Here is a 6058-nt window from a genome sequence, read left to right on the forward strand (position 1 = left end):
GGGGCTTAAAACTCTGAATCCTTTAGAGGCAGACCCACAAAATGACAAGACTTATTTAGAAAACCTAGAAGACAATATGAGTATTTTAGCAGAAGAATTAAAGTGAGGAAAGAATGAAAATCAATAAAAAATATCTAGCTGGATCAGCAGCAGCACTTGTTTTAAGTGTCTGTGCTTATGAACTAGGTTTGCATCAAGCTCAAACTGTAAAAGAAAATAACCGTGTTTCATACATCGATGGTAACCAACCAAGCCAAAAGGCAGAGACTTTGACACCTGATGAAGTCAGTAAAAAAGAAGGTATTAATGCCGAGCAAATCGTTATCAAGATTACGGATCAAGGTTATGTGACTTCTCATGGAGACCATTATCACTACTATAATGGCAAGGTTCCTTATGATGCTATCATTAGTGAAGAACTGCTGATGAAAGATCCAAATTATCAGTTGAAGGATTCAGACATTGTCAATGAAATCAAGGGTGGCTATGTGATTAAGGTAGATGGTAAGTATTATGTCTATCTAAAGGACGCAGCACATGCTGATAACGTTCGCTCAAAAGAAGAAATCACTCGTCAGAAGCAAGAACACAGTAGTAATCACGGAGGAGGTTCTAACGATAATGCGGTAGTCGCTGCTAGAGCTCAAGGGCGCTATACAACGGATGATGGTTATATCTTTAATGCGTCTGATATTATAGAAGATACAGGCGATGCCTATATCGTTCCTCATGGCAATCATTTCCACTATATTCCTAAGAGTGACTTGTCTGCCAGTGAATTAGCTGCAGCTCGAGCCTTCTTATCTGGAAAAGGTAATCAACCAAGCTCAGTTGGCTATCGTCCTTCGACAAATTCTTCTAGCAGTAGCTCATCAGAGACACCGAATAGTAGTTCATATGGACAAACGAATCAAAGCAATGTTGAAGCAAATACCAGAAGATGGACTCCAAGTGTTAGCCCACAAGTGGATAATAGTTATCAAGCAAGTCCAAGTGAAGACGTATCCAGTCTCTTGAAACAGCTTTATGCCTTACCGCTTAGCCAACGACATGTGGAATCAGATGGACTTGTTTTTGATCCAGCGCAGATTACAAGAAAAACTGCGAATGGTGTTGCAGTGCCACATGGAGATCATTATCACTTTATCCCTTATTCTCAAATGTCTGATTTAGAGCAGAAGATTGCAAGAATGATTTCTGAAAATTATCAAGGAAATCATACTACTGCAGGTGGTAAAGAATTAAAACCAATTCCGACTCCAAGCCTTCCAAAACCAATTCCATCTCCTGTTTTGCCAGCTCTTAGCTTAAAACCTTTGAAACCTATTGTAAAGCCGGCTCCTACTCCAAATCCTAAAATAGACTCAAATTCTTCTTTGGTTAGTCAACTGGTACGAAAAGTTGGAGAAGGATATGTTTTCGAAGAAAAAGGAATCTCACGCTATGTTTTTGCGAAAGATTTACCATCTGAAACTGTTAAAAATCTTGAAAGCAAGTTATCAAAACAAGAGAGTGTATCACACGCTTTAACTGCTAAAAAAGAAAAAGTTGCTCCTCGTGACCAAGAATTTTATGATAAAGCATATAATCTGTTGGCTGAGGCTCATAAAGCCTTGTCTGAAAATAAAGGTCGCGTTTCTGATTTCCAAGCCTTAGACAAATTAGCAGAACGCTTGAATGATGAATCTTCTAATAAAGGAAAATTGGTAGATGATTTATTGGCATTCCTAGCACCAATTACTCATCCAGAGCGACTTGGCAAACCAAATTCTCAGATTGAGTATACCGAAAATGAAGTCCGCATTGCTCAATTAGCTGATAAGTATACAACTTCAGATGGTTACATTTTTGACGAACATGATATTATCAGTGATGAAGGAGATGCCTATGTAACGCCTCATATGGGACATAGTCACTGGATTGGAAAAGACAGCCTTTCTGATAAGGAAAAAGCTGCAGCTCAATCTTATACTAAAGAAAAAGGAATTCTACCTCCGTCAGCAGACGCAGATGCTCAAGCAAATCCAACTGGAGATAGTGCAGCGGCTATTTACAATCGTGTGAAAGGGGAAAAACGAATTCCACTCGTTCGACTTCCATACATGGTTGAGCATACAGTAGAAGTTAAAAATGGTAATTTAATCATTCCTCATAAGGATCATTACCATAACATTAAATTTGCTTGGTTTGATGATCACTCATACAAAGCTCCAAATGGTTATACGTTGGAAGATTTATTTGCAACGATTAAGTATTATGTTGAACATCCTGACGAACGTCCACATTCTAATGATGGATGGGGCAATGCCAGCGAGCATGTCTTAGGTAAGAAAGACCACAGTGAAGATCCCAAAAAGAACTTCAAAGCGGATGAAGAACCAGTAGAGGAAACACCTGCTGAGCCAGAAGTCCCTCAAGTAGAGACTGAAAAAGTAGAAGCCAAGCTCAAAGAAGCAGAAGCTTTACTTGCTAAAGTAACGGATGCTAGTCTGAAAGGCAATGCGACAGAAACCCTAGCTGGTTTACGAAATAATTTGAGTCTCCAAACCATGGATAATAATGGTATCATGGCAGAAGCAGAAAAATTACTTGCGTTGTTAAAGGGTAGTAATCCTTCACCTGTAAATAAGGAAAAAACAAACTAATGAAAAATGGGAGTCTCGATAAAGAGGCTTTCATTTTTATTATGTATATACGAAAAATTCTTGACAAGCAGTACTAAAAGGAGTAAAATATTAACTAGTTAATTAACTGGTTTATTGTTTTATAGTGAATCAAATAGAGTTAAGAAAAGAGGAGATTATGAAAATCAATAAAAAATATCTAGCTGGATCAGCAGCAGCACTTGTTTTAAGTGTCTGTGCTTATGAACTAGGTTTGCATCAAGCTCAAACTGTAAAAGAAAATAACCGTGTTTCATACATCGATGGTAACCAACCAAGCCAAAAGGCAGAGACTTTGACACCTGATGAAGTCAGTAAAAAAGAAGGTATTAATGCCGAGCAAATCGTTATCAAGATTACGGATCAAGGTTATGTGACTTCTCATGGAGACCATTATCACTACTATAATGGCAAGGTTCCTTATGATGCTATCATTAGTGAAGAACTGCTGATGAAAGATCCAAATTATCAGTTGAAGGATTCAGACATTGTCAATGAAATCAAGGGTGGCTATGTGATTAAGGTAGATGGTAAGTATTATGTCTATCTAAAGGACGCAGCACATGCTGATAACGTTCGCTCAAAAGAAGAAATCACTCGTCAGAAGCAAGAACACAGTAGTAATCACGGAGGAGGTTCTAACGATAATGCGGTAGTCGCTGCTAGAGCTCAAGGGCGCTATACAACGGATGATGGTTATATCTTTAATGCGTCTGATATTATAGAAGATACAGGCGATGCCTATATCGTTCCTCATGGCAATCATTTCCACTATATTCCTAAGAGTGACTTGTCTGCCAGTGAATTAGCTGCAGCTCGAGCCTTCTTATCTGGAAAAGGTAATCAACCAAGCTCAGTTGGCTATCGTCCTTCGACAAATTCTTCTAGCAGTAGCTCATCAGAGACACCGAATAGTAGTTCATATGGACAAACGAATCAAAGCAATGTTGAAGCAAATACCAGAAGATGGACTCCAAGTGTTAGCCCACAAGTGGATAATAGTTATCAAGCAAGTCCAAGTGAAGACGTATCCAGTCTCTTGAAACAGCTTTATGCCTTACCGCTTAGCCAACGACATGTGGAATCAGATGGACTTGTTTTTGATCCAGCGCAGATTACAAGAAAAACTGCGAATGGTGTTGCAGTGCCACATGGAGATCATTATCACTTTATCCCTTATTCTCAAATGTCTGATTTAGAGCAGAAGATTGCAAGAATGATTTCAGAAAATTATCAAGGAAATCATACTACTGCAGGTGGTAAAGAATTAAAACCAATTCCGACTCCAAGCCTTCCAAAACCAATTCCTGCTCCAGAGCCTACCCCAATACCAAGTCCACAACCTGTACCAAATCCTAAACCAACTCCAAGCAATCCAATTGATGGAAAATTGGTAAAACAGGTGATTCGAAAGGTGGTTGATGGCTATGTCTTCGAAGAGAATGGAATTTCGCGTTATATTTCTGCCAAGGAACTTTCAGCAGAAACTGTTGCAGCCATTGATGATAAACTTGCCAAACAAGAAAGTTTGTCTCATGAGTTAGGAGCTAAGAAAACCAATCTTGCATCTGCTGATCAAAAATTTTACAACAAAGCTTATGATTTACTAGCAACAGTTCATCAAGATTTGATTTCCAATAAAGGGCGCCAAGCTGATTTTGACTCTTTGGATAGACTATTGGAACGTCTCAACGATGAGTCAAGTGATAAGGTCAAGTTAGTTGATGATATCCTTGCTTTTCTAGCGCCGATTCGTCATCCAGAACATTTAGGAAAACCAAATGCACAAATAGCTTACACAGATGATGAGATTCAAGTAGCCAAGTTGGCAGGTAAGTATACAACAGAAGACGGTTATATCTTTGATCCTCGTGATATCACAAGTGATGAGGGGGATGCCTATGTAACTCCTCATATGACCCACAGTCATTGGATAAAGAAAGATAGTTTGTCTGAAGCTGAAAGAGCGGCAGCCCAGGCTTATGCTAAAGAGAAAGGTTTGACGCCTCCTTCAACAAATCATCAAAGCTCAGGAAATACTGAGGCTAAGGGAGCAGAAGCGATTTACAATCGAGTAAAAGCAGCTAAGAAGGTACCACTTGATCGTATGCCTTACAATCTCCAACATACTGTGGAAGTTAAAAATGGAAGTTTGATTATACCTCATTATGACCATTACCATAACATCAAATTTGAGTGGTTTGACGAAGGACTTTATGAGGCACCTAAGGGGTATACTTTAGAAGAGCTATTTGAAACTGTGAAGTATTATGTCGAACATCCAAACGAACGTCCGCATTCAGATAGTGGTTGGGGCAATGCGAGCGACCATGTTCAAAGAAACCACAATAGTCAAGCTGCTAACAATCAAACAGAGAAACCAACAGAGGAGAAACCTCAGTCAGAAAAAATTGAGGAGGAAAAACCTCGCGAAGAAAAACCGAAAAATGAGAAAGCAGAATCTCCAAAACCAAAAGAACCAGAGGAATCAGAAGAAGAATCACCATCGGAACCAGAGGAACCTCAGGTTGAAACTGAAAAGGTTGAAGAAAAACTGAGAGAGGCGGAAGAGTTACTTAAAAAGATTCAGGATCCAATTCTTAAGTCCAATGCCAACGAAACTCTCACAGGATTAAAAAATAACCTGTTATTTGGTTCTCAGGACAACAATACTATTATGGCGGAAGCTGAAAAGCTATTAGTCTTGTTAAAGGAGAGTAAGTAACTATACAACTATTATAGAAGATAAAAAGGGAGCAGAATATGGATTCTGTTCTCTTTTTTATGAAATTGTGTAAAAATTCTTGACATATTTTCTAAATAAAGATAAACTATTTACTAGTTAATTAAATGGTTAAACACTAGTTAAGGAGTTATAGTGAAAAAGAGGACGATTTTAGTATTGATGACCAGTGTATTGGCTCTGGTATTAGCTGCTTGTGGTCAAAAGGAAAGCCAGTCAGGTAAAGGGATGAAAATTGTAACCAGTTTTTATCCTATCTATGCCATGGTCAAGGAAGTATCTGGTGACTTGAATGATGTTCGAATGATTCAGTCAAGTAGCGGAATTCACTCCTTCGAACCTTCAGCAAATGATATTGCAGCCATCTATGATGCAGATGTCTTTGTTTATCATTCGCATACGCTCGAATCTTGGGCAGGAAGTCTGGATCCCAATCTAAAAAAATCCAAAGTTAAGGTTTTAGAGGCTTCAGAAGGAATGACATTGGATCGTGTCCCTGGTCTAGAAGATGTGGAAGCAGGTGATGGAGTTGATGAAAAAACGCTCTATGATCCTCACACTTGGCTAGATCCTGAAAAAGCTGGCGAAGAAGCTCAGATTATCGCTGATAAACTTTCAGAGGTGGATAGTGAGCATAAAGAAACTTATCAGA

At 38.8% G+C, this 6058-nt stretch carries 3 protein-coding genes and 1 pseudogene; all 4 read left to right on the forward strand.

Annotated elements, in window-relative coordinates:
- Nucleotides 1–106: pseudogene (locus tag QM409_RS10610) on the forward strand (adhesion protein); the annotation flags it as partial.
- Nucleotides 107–113: 7 nt separating this feature from the next.
- Nucleotides 114–2645 (forward strand): pneumococcal-type histidine triad protein, encoded by a 2532-nt coding sequence (locus tag QM409_RS10615; RefSeq protein ID WP_414305719.1) that lies wholly within the window; start codon nt 114–116, stop codon nt 2643–2645.
- A gap of 157 nt (nt 2646–2802) precedes the next feature.
- On the forward strand, nt 2803–5388 hold the full coding sequence (locus QM409_RS10620; protein WP_414305718.1) for a pneumococcal-type histidine triad protein: 2586 nt from the start codon (nt 2803–2805) through the stop codon (nt 5386–5388).
- Between the two features lie 180 nt (nt 5389–5568).
- Nucleotides 5569–6058: metal ABC transporter solute-binding protein, Zn/Mn family (locus tag QM409_RS10625; RefSeq protein ID WP_414305720.1), on the forward strand; the 490-nt coding region annotated here is incomplete at its 3' end.

Source organism: Streptococcus mitis, from assembly GCF_047465045.1.
In the GTDB taxonomy this organism is placed as follows: Bacteria; Bacillota; Bacilli; order Lactobacillales; family Streptococcaceae; genus Streptococcus; species Streptococcus mitis_DT.

Coding starts and splice junctions, on each gene's coding strand:
- QM409_RS10615 (WP_414305719.1), top strand. CDS start 114: ATGAAAATCAATAAAAAATATCTAGCTGGATCAGCAGCAGCACTTGTT.
- QM409_RS10620 (WP_414305718.1), top strand. CDS start 2,803: ATGAAAATCAATAAAAAATATCTAGCTGGATCAGCAGCAGCACTTGTT.